Source organism: Listeria innocua (assembly GCF_028596125.1).
Classification (GTDB): domain Bacteria; phylum Bacillota; class Bacilli; order Lactobacillales; family Listeriaceae; genus Listeria; species Listeria innocua.
This window is the reverse complement of sequence record NZ_CP117229.1, coordinates 1,743,657-1,757,683: the sequence shown is the minus strand read 5'-3', so window position 1 is coordinate 1,757,683 and position 14,027 is coordinate 1,743,657. Positions and strand designations below refer to the sequence as shown.

The window sequence follows — 14,027 nt, the reverse complement described above, 5'->3', positions numbered from 1 at the left end:
TTTTGTAAATTCTAGGAGGTAGACAATATGCCACGCGTAAAAGGCGGAACAGTAACACGCAAACGTCGTAAAAAGATAGTTAAATTAGCCAAAGGGTATTACGGCTCTAAACATTTATTATTCAAAGTAGCTAACCAAGCGGTAATGAAATCTTACCAATATGCTTATAGAGATCGTCGTCAAAAGAAACGTGATTTCCGTAGATTATGGATCGCACGTATCAATGCGGCAGCTCGTATGCAAGATCTTTCTTACAGCAAATTAATGCACGGCTTAAAATTAGCTGGTATTGATATTAACCGTAAAATGCTTGCAGACTTAGCAGTAAATGATATTGCTTCATTTAACACACTTGCTGATTCAGCAAAAAAAGCATTAGCTAAATAATTCAAAAATCCTCACTCCAACAAGTGAGGATTTTTTTATGTTATAAATTAAGTTCTAGCTCAACTGGACAATGATCCGAACCAAGCACATCCGCATGAATTTTCGCATCCACTAACTTATCTTTCAAACGTTCCGAAACAACAAAATAATCAATCCGCCAACCAGTGTTCCTAGCACGCGCGTTCATTCGATAAGACCACCAAGAATAAGCGTCGGTCAAATCAGGATAAAAATAACGGAAACTATCAATAAAACCAGCGTCTAAAAACGCAGAAAATTTTGCGCGTTCCTCGTCCGAGAATCCGGCATTTTTGCGATTTGTCTTCGGATTTTTCAAATCAATTTCTTCGTGCGCAACATTCAAATCACCACAAAGCACAACCGGCTTCGTTTTATCCAAGTTTTTGACATATTCTAAAATCGCATCCTCAAACGTCATACGATAATCTAATCGTTTTAACTCAGCTTGCGAATTTGGTGTATAAACCGTTACCATATAAAAATCTTCAAATTCAAGCGTGATTACGCGACCTTCAGTATCATGTTCCGGGACACCTAAACCATATTGCACCGATAATGGCTCAACTTTTGTAAAAATGGCAGTACCTGAATAACCTTTTTTTACGGCATAATTCCAATAATCTTTATACGCAGGTAAATCAAGTTCAATTTGACCTTCTTGTAATTTTGTTTCTTGTAAGCAAAATATATCAGCATCAACTTCTTCAAAATACTCCAAAAAACCTTTTTTCACAGCTGCACGAAGCCCGTTTACATTCCAAGAAATTAATTTCATCCAAAAACCTCCCATCTCTAATAGAACTATTATAACGTAAGTAACATGCTATAATGTAGTTAAACGATTGGGAGGGACTAGAATGGAAAAATACGTTGCTTTACTAAGAGCCGTAAATGTCGCAGGGAAAAATAAAGTGAACATGAAAAATTTAAAAGCAGCCTTACAAGAAGAGGGATTCCAAAATGTAACAACCTATATCCAAAGCGGCAACCTCGTTCTAAGTTCTAATTTACAGACAGAAACCGAAGTAGCAGCAAAAATAACAGAAGTAATTTTAGCGAGCTTCAATTTATCCATCGATGTATTCGTTTTTTCAGAACAAAACTACAAAACAATCATCAAAAACAACCCATTTCCACCAGAAATAATTGGTGAAGAAGAACGTTGGATGATTGCTTTTTACAATGAAAATATTGATATTCCTAAACAAAAAAATACTCAAGCCGAAGTAATCGCAATCGGCCGAGCGTTATATATCCACGTTTTCTCAAACCAAATCCATCAATTAAAATTGCCTGTTTTTCTCGGAGAATATAAAAAAACACTAACGACAACGCGAAACTGGCGAACAACCGCTAAATTACTAACACTACTCGACAGTCAGGAATAGAATTTTTTGAAAATCAAGTTTATAATGAAAAAGAATCAATCTGAGGGAGTGATAGAAATGAAAGAAGAACTATTAAAACGATTTACAAAATATGTAAAAGTAGATACACAGTCAAATGAAGAAAGCACAGTTTGTCCAACAACGCCAGGACAAATGGAACTAGCGAACATTCTCGTTACAGAACTAAAAGAAATCGGTATGCAAGAAGTAACAGTAGATGAATTCGGTTATGTAATGGCAACACTTCCTTCTAATACAACGAAAGAAGTACCAGTTATCGGGTTTTTAGCTCATTTAGACACTGCCACTGACTTAACTGGAAAAAATGTAAACCCACAAGTGCATGAAAACTATGATGGTAAAGACATCGTTCTAAATAAAGACCTAAATGTCGTACTGTCACCTAAACAATTTCCAGAACTAGCTAATTACAAAGGAAAAACGCTTATTACAACAGACGGAACAACATTGCTTGGCGCGGATGATAAAGCAGGAATTACAGAAATTATGGTGGCAATGAATTATTTAATCAATCACCCCGAAATCAAGCATGGTAAAATTCGCGTAGCTTTTACACCCGATGAAGAAATCGGCCGAGGACCAGAGCGTTTTGACGTAGAAGCATTTGGTGCCAAATATGCCTACACAATGGACGGTGGGCCACTTGGCGAACTAGAATATGAAAGCTTTAATGCAGCTGGTGCGAAACTTACTTTTAACGGAAATAGTGTGCATCCAGGAACAGCCAAAAATAAAATGATTAATGCTGTCAAAATGGCAATGGAATTCGATGCCGAGATTCCAAAAGAAGAAGCCCCTGAATATACAGATGGCTATGAAGGCTTTTATCATTTAATCTCATTAAACGGTGATGTGGAACAAGCCAAATCTTACTATATCATTCGCGATTTTGATCATCTGAAATTTGTAGAAAGAAAAACTCATATCGCAAGTATCGCCGAAAAACTAGCAGAAAAATATGGGGAAGGTTCAGTAGAATTAAAACTGAATGATCAATATTACAACATGCGCGAAAAAATTGAACCAGTAAAAGAAATTGTAGACATAGTGAGTGCAGCAATGAGAAATCTAGATATAGAACCAAAAATAAGCCCAATTCGCGGTGGGACAGACGGAGCTCAACTTTCATACAAAGGACTACCAACACCAAACATCTTTGGCGGCGGCGAAAATTTCCACGGTAAGTTTGAATACGTCGCGTTAGAAAGCATGGTGAAAGCAACCGAAGTAATCATTGAAGTAGCGCGTTTATTTGAAGAAAAAGAATAATTTAAAAAGGGAGTCTAATTTAGTTAGACTCCCTTTTTTATATGTTCATTTACTTTAGCTGCAAACACTTTTGCTTCTCCATTTGCAACGAGCAATGTATATTTTTCGCTATTTTTAAGATGTAATATCAATTTTTTTGTCATCGAGATAATACTTACTTTTTGCTCTAATAGTTCTATGTCTTCATATGCGAATTTCTTAAGTAAGTAAACATCTTCATTTTCTAAGTAAAAAATAAAAACATCTTCATTTGAAATCCAAAGTCCTGTTAGATCCATTAATTCGCCTTCCACTACATAAGAAAACGAACCATAGATCAGGCTAGTATCCATACCAAGAAGCTCACGTGCGCCTGCTTTTGCAATCATAGTTTTATACAAACTGTTTCGCCCCTTTTACATACGCGTTATTCGTAACCTTACTATACCACTTACTTCGGATAAACCGCAATCGCACCATCTTTAATACGAATTAACTCGACAGGCTTTTGATAAAACGCTTGAAGCACTTCCTCTGTCAAAAGTTTTTCTGTTTTCCCGTGATGAGTTATTTCCCCGTCACGTAGTAAAATGATATTATCAAAGCAGGGGAGAATTTCTTCTGTATGATGCGTGACAAAAAGCATTGTCGGTGAATCAGGACGTTCAGCAATTTTTTTAATCCGTTCTAATAAACGACTTTTCGCAAATAAATCAAGTCCGTTACAAGGTTCATCTAAAATCAGTAACTTAGGATTTGCCATCAAAGCACGAGCAATTAAAACAATTTGTCGTTCTCCTTGTGACAAGATTTTATAAGCTTTACCAATAAGCGAGGCCCCACCACAATTAGTCAGCAGTTTTTTCGCTTGGTTTACCTCAACATCTGTCACTTTCGCATACATTCCAATACTTGCAAACTTACCACTAAGCACAATTTGCTCACTTAGCTCGTAATCTTTCAGCTGATGATCTAAAGCATTACTCACCCAACCAATTGATTTACGTAATTCAGGTAAAGAAGTCTGTCCAAAAACATGCCCAAGCACTTGAAGCTTTCCACTACTAGGCCAAAGATACCCATTTAGAAGCTGCAGCAAAGTAGTTTTCCCAGAGCCATTTAGCCCAAGAATAGCCCAGTTTTCCTTTTCGTTAACGGTCCAATTAATATCCGATAAGATAGTTTTATTTTCACGCTTTAAATAAACATGTTCAAATGCAAACATCGAATACCCCATTTCCATTTTCTACCATTGTACATGAAAAATAACATAAAAAGGAGTAAAAAAAATGAATAAAGAAGAAATTATTCTTTCAGCAAAGAATTGGATGCACTCTCATTTTGAAAATGAAACGACCGGCCATGACTGGTCTCATATAAAAAGAGTATGGAAATTAAGTAAAGAAATCCAATCAAAAGAAGGTGGCGACCTGTTCACTATAGAATTAGCCGCTCTATTCCACGATTACTCAGATATTAAACTAACAACCGACGAACAGGAAGCAACTAAAACACTAATCAATTGGATGGAAACCAAAGAAATACCATCAGAACTAATCAAAAAAATCATCCGAATCATCCAATCAGTTTCATTTAAAAAAGGAAAAAATACTTTTAAAGCATTAACAATAGAAGAAAAAATAGTTCAAGACGCAGATCGCTTAGATGCCATCGGAGCAATCGGCATAGCAAGAACCTTCACTTATGGTGGCGCTCATAATCGAGAAATAGCTAACCAGAACAATCCAAAAAACACCACATTACAACACTTTTACGACAAACTTCTCCTTATAAAAGATCAATTAAACACTGAAACAGCCAAAACTATAGCAAAAGAAAAACAAAAAATTATGCAGGATTTTATACAAGCATTAGAAAAAGAATTAAAAGTATAATTAAAAACACTTGTATTTATAGAAAAGGTATTATATAATAATAAAGCTGAATTGATACGAAATAATTCATCAAAAACTATTTAAAAATTAGTTGTTGACGCGATATAAACTTTATGGTAAGATTTAAAAGTTGCGTTAACAAAGCAACTGACCTTTGAAAACTGAACAAAGAAGAAGACGAAAAGCAATGAGACGTAAAGTCTCACTGGTAATCGCAGGGCAGAAAACAGAAAGCTGTTTTCAACAAAAACAAACTAGTAATTTAATTGCTAGCGAAGTCAATTTGACGCAAGGAATCTTATTCACGGTGTTGAATAAGTATTCAAATTCAATTTATATTTTAAAGAGAGTTTGATCCTGGCTCAGGACGAACGCTGGCGGCGTGCCTAATACATGCAAGTCGAACGAACGGAGGAAGAGCTTGCTCTTCCAAAGTTAGTGGCGGACGGGTGAGTAACACGTGGGCAACCTGCCTGTAAGTTGGGGATAACTCCGGGAAACCGGGGCTAATACCGAATGATAGAGTGTGGCGCATGCCACGCTCTTGAAAGATGGTTTCGGCTATCGCTTACAGATGGGCCCGCGGTGCATTAGCTAGTTGGTAGGGTAATGGCCTACCAAGGCAACGATGCATAGCCGACCTGAGAGGGTGATCGGCCACACTGGGACTGAGACACGGCCCAGACTCCTACGGGAGGCAGCAGTAGGGAATCTTCCGCAATGGACGAAAGTCTGACGGAGCAACGCCGCGTGTATGAAGAAGGTTTTCGGATCGTAAAGTACTGTTGTTAGAGAAGAACAAGGATAAGAGTAACTGCTTGTCCCTTGACGGTATCTAACCAGAAAGCCACGGCTAACTACGTGCCAGCAGCCGCGGTAATACGTAGGTGGCAAGCGTTGTCCGGATTTATTGGGCGTAAAGCGCGCGCAGGCGGTCTTTTAAGTCTGATGTGAAAGCCCCCGGCTTAACCGGGGAGGGTCATTGGAAACTGGAAGACTGGAGTGCAGAAGAGGAGAGTGGAATTCCACGTGTAGCGGTGAAATGCGTAGATATGTGGAGGAACACCAGTGGCGAAGGCGACTCTCTGGTCTGTAACTGACGCTGAGGCGCGAAAGCGTGGGGAGCAAACAGGATTAGATACCCTGGTAGTCCACGCCGTAAACGATGAGTGCTAAGTGTTAGGGGGTTTCCGCCCCTTAGTGCTGCAGCTAACGCATTAAGCACTCCGCCTGGGGAGTACGACCGCAAGGTTGAAACTCAAAGGAATTGACGGGGGCCCGCACAAGCGGTGGAGCATGTGGTTTAATTCGAAGCAACGCGAAGAACCTTACCAGGTCTTGACATCCTTTGACCACTCTGGAGACAGAGCTTTCCCTTCGGGGACAAAGTGACAGGTGGTGCATGGTTGTCGTCAGCTCGTGTCGTGAGATGTTGGGTTAAGTCCCGCAACGAGCGCAACCCTTGATTTTAGTTGCCAGCATTTAGTTGGGCACTCTAAAGTGACTGCCGGTGCAAGCCGGAGGAAGGTGGGGATGACGTCAAATCATCATGCCCCTTATGACCTGGGCTACACACGTGCTACAATGGATGGTACAAAGGGTCGCGAAGCCGCGAGGTGGAGCCAATCCCATAAAACCATTCTCAGTTCGGATTGTAGGCTGCAACTCGCCTACATGAAGCCGGAATCGCTAGTAATCGTGGATCAGCATGCCACGGTGAATACGTTCCCGGGCCTTGTACACACCGCCCGTCACACCACGAGAGTTTGTAACACCCGAAGTCGGTAGGGTAACCTTTATGGAGCCAGCCGCCGAAGGTGGGACAGATAATTGGGGTGAAGTCGTAACAAGGTAGCCGTATCGGAAGGTGCGGCTGGATCACCTCCTTTCTAAGGAAAAGGAAACCTGTGAGTTTTCGTTCTTCTCTATTTGTTCAGTTTTGAGAGGTTAGTACTTCTCAAGTATGTTTGTTCTTTGAAAACTAGATAAGAAAGTTAGTAAAGTTAGCATAGATAATTTATTATTTATGACACAAGTAACCGAGAATCATCTGAAAGTGAATCTTTCATCTGATAAGAAGTATCATCGCTGATACGGAACATCAGAAAAACAACCTTTACTTCGTAGAAGTAAATTGGTTAAGTTAGAAAGGGCGCACGGTGGATGCCTTGGCACTAGGAGCCGAAGAAGGACGGGACTAACACCGATATGCTTTGGGGAGCTGTACGTAAGCGTTGATCCAGAGATTTCCGAATGGGGGAACCCACTATCTTTAGTCGGATAGTATCCTTACGTGAATACATAGCGTGAGGAAGGCAGACCCAGGGAACTGAAACATCTAAGTACCTGGAGGAAGAGAAAGAAAAATCGATTTCCTGAGTAGCGGCGAGCGAAACGGAAAGAGCCCAAACCAAGAAGCTTGCTTCTTGGGGTTGTAGGACACTCTATACGGAGTTACAAAAGAAAGTTATAAATGAAGCGGTCTGGAAAGGCCCGCCAAAGACGGTAACAGCCCGGTAGTTGAAATGGCTTTCCCTCCAGAGTGGATCCTGAGTACGGCGGAACACGTGAAATTCCGTCGGAATCCGGGAGGACCATCTCCCAAGGCTAAATACTCCCTAGTGACCGATAGTGAACCAGTACCGTGAGGGAAAGGTGAAAAGCACCCCGGAAGGGGAGTGAAACAGTTCCTGAAACCGTGTGCCTACAAGTAGTTAGAGCCCGTTAATGGGTGATAGCGTGCCTTTTGTAGAATGAACCGGCGAGTTACGATTTGTTGCAAGGTTAAGCGGGAAAAGCGGAGCCGTAGCGAAAGCGAGTCTGAATAGGGCGCATAAGTAACAGGTCGTAGACCCGAAACCAGGTGATCTACCCATGTCCAGGATGAAGGTAAGGTAATACTTACTGGAGGTCCGAACCCACGCACGTTGAAAAGTGCGGGGATGAGGTGTGGGTAGCGGAGAAATTCCAATCGAACTTGGAGATAGCTGGTTCTCTCCGAAATAGCTTTAGGGCTAGCCTCGAGGTAAAGAGTCATGGAGGTAGAGCACTGTTTGGACTAGGGGCCCTTCTCGGGTTACCGAATTCAGATAAACTCCGAATGCCATGTACTTATACTCGGGAGTCAGACTGCGAGTGATAAGATCCGTAGTCGAAAGGGAAACAGCCCAGACCACCAGTTAAGGTCCCCAAATATATGTTAAGTGGAAAAGGATGTGGGGTTGCTTAGACAACCAGGATGTTGGCTTAGAAGCAGCCACCATTGAAAGAGTGCGTAATAGCTCACTGGTCGAGTGACCCCGCGCCGAAAATGTACCGGGGCTAAACATATTACCGAAACTGTGGATGAACCTCTTCGGAGGTTCGTGGTAGGAGAGCGTTCTAAGGGCGGTGAAGTCAGACCGGAAGGACTGGTGGAGCGCTTAGAAGTGAGAATGCCGGTATGAGTAGCGAAAGAAGGGTGAGAATCCCTTCCACCGAATATCTAAGGTTTCCTGAGGAAGGCTCGTCCGCTCAGGGTTAGTCGGGACCTAAGCCGAGGCCGATAGGCGTAGGCGATGGACAACAGGTAGAGATTCCTGTACCAGTGCTAATTGTTTAACCGATGGGGTGACACAGAAGGATAGGGAATCGCACGAATGGAAATGTGCGTCCAAGCAGTGAGTGTGAGAAGTAGGCAAATCCGCTTCTTGCGAAGCATGAGCTGTGATGGGGAAGGAAATTAAGTACGGAAGTTCCTGATTTCACGCTGTCAAGAAAAGCCTCTAGGAAGAGTAGTACTGCCCGTACCGCAAACCGACACAGGTAGATGAGGAGAGAATCCTAAGGTGAGCGAGAGAACTCTCGTTAAGGAACTCGGCAAAATGACCCCGTAACTTCGGGAGAAGGGGTGCTCTATTAGGGTGCAAGCCCGAGAGAGCCGCAGTGAATAGGCCCAGGCGACTGTTTAGCAAAAACACAGGTCTCTGCAAAACCGTAAGGTGACGTATAGGGGCTGACGCCTGCCCGGTGCTGGAAGGTTAAGAGGAGTGCTTAGCTTCGGCGAAGGTACGAATTGAAGCCCCAGTAAACGGCGGCCGTAACTATAACGGTCCTAAGGTAGCGAAATTCCTTGTCGGGTAAGTTCCGACCCGCACGAAAGGCGCAACGATCTGGGCACTGTCTCAACGAGAGACTCGGTGAAATTATAGTACCTGTGAAGATGCAGGTTACCCGCGACAGGACGGAAAGACCCCGTGGAGCTTTACTGCAACCTGATATGGAATGTTTGTACCGCTTGTACAGGATAGGTAGGAGCCGAAGAGACGTGTGCGCTAGCATACGAGGAGGCAATGGTGGGATACTACCCTGGCTGTATGACCATTCTAACCCGCCACGCTAAGCGCGTGGGGAGACAGTGTCAGGTGGGCAGTTTGACTGGGGCGGTCGCCTCCTAAAGAGTAACGGAGGCGCCCAAAGGTTCCCTCAGAATGGATGGAAATCATTCGCAGAGTGTAAAGGCACAAGGGAGCTTGACTGCGAGACTGACAAGTCGAGCAGGGACGAAAGTCGGGCTTAGTGATCCGGTGGTTCCGCATGGAAGGGCCATCGCTCAACGGATAAAAGCTACCCCGGGGATAACAGGCTTATCTCCCCCAAGAGTCCACATCGACGGGGAGGTTTGGCACCTCGATGTCGGCTCGTCGCATCCTGGGGCTGTAGTCGGTCCCAAGGGTTGGGCTGTTCGCCCATTAAAGCGGCACGCGAGCTGGGTTCAGAACGTCGTGAGACAGTTCGGTCCCTATCCGTCGCGGGCGCAGGAAATTTGAGAGGAGCTGTCCTTAGTACGAGAGGACCGGGATGGACACACCGCTGGTGTACCAGTTGTTCCGCCAGGAGCATCGCTGGGTAGCTATGTGTGGCAGGGATAAACGCTGAAAGCATCTAAGCGTGAAGCCCCCCTCAAGATGAGATTTCCCATTTCTTCGGAAAGTAAGATCCCTGAAAGATGATCAGGTAGATAGGTTTGGAGTGGAAGTGTAGCGATACATGGAGCGGACAAATACTAATCGATCGAGGACTTAACCAAAAAATGAAACGAAGTTACCTAACTGAACCCTTTCTTCTCTAGTTTTGAGAGAGCAATCTTTCAACAACTGCATATTGTCTGGTAGTTATGGCGAGAAGGTCACACCCGTTCCCATCCCGAACACGGTAGTTAAGCTTCTCTGCGCCAATGGTAGTTGGGGGCTTCCCCCTGCGAGAGTAGGTCGCTGCCGGGCAATATTAAAAGTCCTAATTATTTAGGGCTTTTTTTGTTGAAGTGTTTCCTTTGTCAGCTATCTTATTGGATGTTATATTAGTAAAAGACCCTTAAATAGAATTTTTAATGGAGTTTTTTAGGTGGAGGGGTGTTTTTTAGTGGATAATGGTATATTTATAGTAGCTACAATCTTTGTTGTAAATATTTTGTATGTGACCATTTATACGGTAAGGTTGCTACTTACGATGAAAGGATATCGTTATTTAGCTGCACTTTCGAGTGTATTTGAGATGATTATTTATGTTGTTGCACTAAGTTTGGTATTAGATAATTTAAATAACATAGCGAATGTTTTAGCTTATGCAGTAGGTTTTGGTGTGGGTATTATTGTTGGAATGAAAATTGAAGAGCGAATTGCTTTAGGTTATATCACTGTAAATGTTATTACGAAAGAATATAATTTAGATTTGCCGAATCAAATTCGTGATTTAGGCTACGGGGTGACTAGTTGGCTTGCGAGTGGGCGTGATGGAGAGCGTATGATGCTTGAAATTTTGACTCAAAGAAAGAATGAACGAAAACTATATAAACAAATTATTGAAATTGATAATGGAGCATTTATTGTTTCATCTGAGCCAAAACAAATTCATGGCGGTTTTTGGATAAAACAAGTTAGAAAATAGGAAGAAGCTTACCAAGCATGGTAGCTTCTTTTTTTTATTTATTTAGTGAAATGAGCTACATAATACCGCTAATAGTAATAAAATACAGTAAAACACGAACGTTAAGAAAACGTAACAATTAAATGTTCGATTTTTCGTTGACTTTTATGATAGCTATTGTTAGAATGAAGGAGTCGAAAGAGATTATGAAATTAAGAAGGAGTTGATCACGTAATGCCTGCGGAAATTGGTGTCATTATGGGGAGTACCTCAGATTGGGATACAATGAAAAAAGCATGTGATGTATTGGATGAACTTGAAATTGCTTATGAAAAAAAAGTCGTTTCTGCTCATCGTACACCAGATTTAATGTTTCAATATGCAGAACAAGCGCGGGAACGTGGTTTGAAAATTATTATTGCGGGCGCTGGAGGAGCGGCGCATTTGCCAGGTATGGTTGCTGCTAAAACAACTTTGCCTGTTATTGGTGTGCCAATTAAGTCAAAAGCGTTAAGCGGAATGGATTCTCTACTGTCCATTGTACAAATGCCTGGTGGTGTTCCTGTTGCTACTGTTGCAATCGGTGAAAGTGGAGCAGTCAATGCGGGTCTTTTAGCGGCGCAAATTTTATCTATTACAAACGATGCAATTACTAACAGATTACAAAAAAGACGTGCTACACTAGAAGAAACAGTTCTAGAAAGTAGTGATTCTCTTGGATAAAAAATTTTTACTGACAAATAGTACAATTGGTATCATCGGTGGTGGACAATTAGGACGTATGCTAGCAATAGCTGCAAAAGCAATGGGTTACCGAATTATTGTTTTAGATCCTACAGCAGATTGTCCAGCTGCTCAAGTAAGCGATGAACAAATCGTAGCTGATTATGATGACAAAGTAGCTTTACGTGAACTTTCGGAAAAAGCAGATGTTGTGACATATGAATTTGAAAACATTGACTACGATGCGCTTAAAATGACACAAAACTTAGTATCTGTTCCGCAAGGATCGGAATTACTTTCGATTACGCAAGACAGAATTTTAGAAAAGGCGTATTTAGAATCTGCTAACATTAATATTGCCCCATATGCTGTAATTGTTGATAAAGAAGAAATCGAAAGTGAGATAAGAAGTATTGGTTATCCGGCTGTCTTAAAAACAGCGCAAGGCGGATATGATGGAAAGGGACAAGTTGTTATTCACAGTGCAAGTGATATTGAGGATGCCGCACAATTGTTGCGTTACGGTTCTTGTGTGTTAGAAGCTTGGATTCCTTTTGAAAAAGAGATTTCTGTCATTGTTGCTCGTAACTTAAATGGACAAGTGGAAACATTCCCCGTAGCTGAAAATGTTCATGTAAACAATATTTTGCATACGACTATTGCGCCGGCCAAAGTGGCAGCGGATGTCTATGAAGAAGCGGAAGAAATTGCCAAAAAATTAGCCGATGTACTTCAATTATGTGGTGTTTTGGCTGTAGAAATGTTTGTGACTAGTTCTGGGGCGATTTATGTAAATGAACTTGCTCCAAGACCTCATAATTCAGGACATTTTACGATTGAGGCTTGTTCGATTTCTCAGTTCACACAGCATATTCGTGCGATAGTTGGCTTGCCGCTAGTAAAACCTGAGCTATTGAAACCAGCATTAATGGTCAATATTTTAGGACAACATGTGGATGCAGTGAATGAACAAATGATAGATTACCCACATTGGTTTGTACATTATTATGGTAAAAAAGAAGCTAAAATCAATCGCAAAATGGGTCATATAACTATCTTGACTGATGAACCAAAAGCGGTATTGAGTGATATAGAAGAAACGCAAATTTGGAAGTAACTGGAGGAATTAAAAAGGATGTTAGAACGTTATACTCGTAAAGAAATGGGCAATATTTGGACAGAACAAAATCGTTATCAAGCTTGGTTAGAAGTAGAAATTTTGGCTTGTGAAGCGTGGGCAGAGCTTGGTGATATTCCAAAAGAAGATGTAAAGAAAATTCGCGCGAATGCTAAGTTTGATGTCGACCGTATTCATGAAATCGAATTAGAAACTAGACATGATGTAGTAGCATTTACTCGTTCGGTATCTGAGTCTCTTGGTGAGGAACGTAAATGGGTGCATTATGGCTTAACTTCAACAGATGTAGTAGATACAGCGAATTCTTACTTACTAAAACAAGCAAATGAAATTTTAAGAAAAGACTTGGAGAATTTCATTGCGATTATTGGCGAAAAAGCGAAAGAACATAAATATACAGTAACGATGGGTCGTACGCACGGTGTTCACGCGGAGCCAACAACTTTTGGTTTAAAACTTGCTCTATGGTACGAGGAAATGAAACGTAATTTAGAACGTTTTAACTTTGCTGCTGATGGTGTAGAGTTCGGAAAAATTTCTGGAGCTGTTGGGACTTATGCTAACATTGATCCTTTTGTGGAAGCATATGTTTGTGAAAAATTAGGAACTACTCCAGCGCCGATTTCAACGCAAACATTGCAACGTGATCGTCACGCAGAATATCTTGCAACGCTTGCTTTAATTGCCACTTCTGTCGAAAAATTTGCTGTTGAAGTACGTGCACTACAAAAAAGTGAAGTACGCGAAGTAGAAGAATTCTTTGCAAAAGGGCAAAAAGGTTCATCCGCAATGCCGCATAAACGTAATCCAATTGGTTCTGAAAATGTAACAGGGTTAGCTCGCGTTATTCGTGGACATATGGTTACTGCTTATGAAAATGTACCACTTTGGCATGAACGTGATATTTCTCATAGTTCAGCGGAACGAATTATTTTACCAGATTCTACTATTTTATTAGATTATATTTTAAATCGTTTTGGTAATATTGTGAAAAACTTGACGGTATTCCCAGAAAATATGAAACGTAATATGGATAGAACTCTAGGATTAATTTATTCGCAACGTGTTCTACTTGCGCTGATTGATAAAGGCTTAGCTCGAGAAAGAGCTTATGATGTCGTACAACCAAGAGCAATGGAAGCTTGGGAAAAACAAGTACCATTCCGTGAATTAGTAGAACAAGATGCAACCATTACTGAAAATCTATCTGCAGAAGAAATTGCAGACTGCTTTGATTACAACTATCACCTGAAGAATGTCGACTTAATTTTTGATCGCTTAGGATTATAATTACGGACAGAA

The 14,027-nt window shown here is 41.4% G+C and carries 11 protein-coding genes and 3 rRNA genes; 11 read left to right on the top strand and 3 right to left on the bottom strand.

Annotated elements, in window-relative coordinates:
* Positions 1-27: 27 nt before the first annotated feature.
* On the top strand, positions 28-387 hold the full coding sequence (gene rplT, locus PQQ29_RS09280; RefSeq protein ID WP_003720097.1) for a 50S ribosomal protein L20: 360 nt from the start codon (positions 28-30) through the stop codon (positions 385-387).
* A 40-nt stretch (positions 388-427) separates the two neighbouring features.
* Here the strand turns inward: rplT and PQQ29_RS09275 are convergent, their stop codons facing one another.
* On the bottom strand, positions 428-1,183 hold the full coding sequence (locus PQQ29_RS09275) for an exodeoxyribonuclease III (protein ID WP_003767395.1): 756 nt from the start codon (positions 1,181-1,183) through the stop codon (positions 428-430).
* Between the two features lie 82 nt (positions 1,184-1,265).
* On the opposite strand from PQQ29_RS09275, the gene PQQ29_RS09270 reads away from it, so the two are divergent.
* Positions 1,266-1,796: a DUF1697 domain-containing protein gene (locus PQQ29_RS09270; protein ID WP_010991010.1), complete on the top strand. Its 531-nt coding sequence runs from the start codon at positions 1,266-1,268 to the stop codon at positions 1,794-1,796.
* A 57-nt stretch (positions 1,797-1,853) separates the two neighbouring features.
* Positions 1,854-3,086: a peptidase T gene (pepT, locus tag PQQ29_RS09265; RefSeq protein WP_010991009.1), complete on the top strand. Its 1,233-nt coding sequence runs from the start codon at positions 1,854-1,856 to the stop codon at positions 3,084-3,086.
* A 23-nt stretch (positions 3,087-3,109) separates the two neighbouring features.
* Here the strand turns inward: pepT and PQQ29_RS09260 are convergent, their stop codons facing one another.
* Both PQQ29_RS09260 and PQQ29_RS09255 read right to left on the bottom strand, forming a co-directional pair.
* Positions 3,110-3,466, bottom strand: coding sequence for a hypothetical protein (locus tag PQQ29_RS09260; protein WP_010991008.1), 357 nt, complete (start codon positions 3,464-3,466; stop codon positions 3,110-3,112).
* A 50-nt stretch (positions 3,467-3,516) separates the two neighbouring features.
* Entirely contained in the window at positions 3,517-4,290 is a 774-nt protein-coding gene (locus tag PQQ29_RS09255; RefSeq protein ID WP_010991007.1) for an ABC transporter ATP-binding protein, read from the bottom strand.
* A gap of 64 nt (positions 4,291-4,354) precedes the next feature.
* Between PQQ29_RS09255 and PQQ29_RS09250 the strand changes: the two genes are divergently transcribed.
* From PQQ29_RS09250 to purB, 8 genes are all read left to right on the top strand, one after another.
* Positions 4,355-4,960, top strand: a complete 606-nt coding sequence (locus PQQ29_RS09250; RefSeq protein ID WP_003772443.1) for an HD domain-containing protein — start codon at positions 4,355-4,357, stop codon at positions 4,958-4,960.
* A 339-nt stretch (positions 4,961-5,299) separates the two neighbouring features.
* A 16S ribosomal RNA gene (locus tag PQQ29_RS09245) occupies positions 5,300-6,849 on the top strand.
* Between the two features lie 247 nt (positions 6,850-7,096).
* Positions 7,097-10,028: ribosomal RNA gene (locus PQQ29_RS09240) — 23S ribosomal RNA — on the top strand.
* 77 nt (positions 10,029-10,105) lie between these two features.
* Positions 10,106-10,221: ribosomal RNA gene (rrf, locus tag PQQ29_RS09235) — 5S ribosomal RNA — on the top strand.
* Together the 16S, 23S and 5S rRNA genes form the textbook arrangement of a ribosomal RNA operon.
* Before the next feature lie 139 nt (positions 10,222-10,360).
* A complete protein-coding gene (locus PQQ29_RS09230) occupies positions 10,361-10,885 on the top strand; it encodes a DUF2179 domain-containing protein (protein ID WP_003762861.1) in 525 nt (174 codons plus the stop codon).
* Positions 10,886-11,098: 213 nt separating this feature from the next.
* Positions 11,099-11,587: a 5-(carboxyamino)imidazole ribonucleotide mutase gene (gene purE, locus PQQ29_RS09225; RefSeq protein ID WP_003762860.1), complete on the top strand. Its 489-nt coding sequence runs from the start codon at positions 11,099-11,101 to the stop codon at positions 11,585-11,587.
* Entirely contained in the window at positions 11,580-12,704 is a 1,125-nt protein-coding gene (gene purK / locus PQQ29_RS09220) for a 5-(carboxyamino)imidazole ribonucleotide synthase (RefSeq protein ID WP_010991006.1), read from the top strand. The genes purE and purK overlap by 8 nt, the downstream gene beginning before the upstream one ends.
* Positions 12,705-12,722: 18 nt before the next feature.
* A complete protein-coding gene (gene purB, locus PQQ29_RS09215) occupies positions 12,723-14,015 on the top strand; it encodes an adenylosuccinate lyase (RefSeq protein WP_003767385.1) in 1,293 nt (430 codons plus the stop codon).
* Positions 14,016-14,027 lie beyond the last annotated feature (12 nt).